Raw genomic sequence first — 319 nt, 5'->3', positions numbered from 1 at the left:
CAGGACCGCAAGGTGGTCGGCGCGATGCTGCAGACCCGCATCAGCGGCGAGCGCGCGCGCGTCGACGCCGAGTCCGGAGGCGGGGGCAGCCTGCTCGAGATGCTCGGGCGCGCGCTCGACTACCGGCGCTGGCATCGCTTCCGGGTGCTGCGCTGGCAGGACGGCCAGTGGCGGCCCCTGTCCGGTCCCGCGTCCAGCGGCGAACGCGCGCTGGGCCTGACGGTGCCGCTGTTCGCGGCGGTATCGAGCTTCTACCGCCACGGCGGCTCGCCACACGCGCCGCGCCTGGTGCTGCTCGCCGCAGCTTTTGCCGGCATCG

The 319-nt window shown here is 74.9% G+C and carries 1 protein-coding gene; it reads left to right on the top strand.

The genetic code is table 11. The annotated features are described in order from the left end of the window. Window positions 1–319, top strand: a 319-nt coding sequence (locus D0817_RS27090) for an SbcC/MukB-like Walker B domain-containing protein (protein WP_134737811.1), incomplete at both ends; no start/stop codon positions are given.

The organism is Flavobacterium cupreum (assembly GCF_003996965.1).
In the GTDB taxonomy this organism is placed as follows: domain Bacteria; phylum Bacteroidota; class Bacteroidia; order Flavobacteriales; family Flavobacteriaceae; genus Flavobacterium; species Flavobacterium cupreum.
This window is presented reverse-complemented; position numbering and strand designations above follow the sequence as displayed.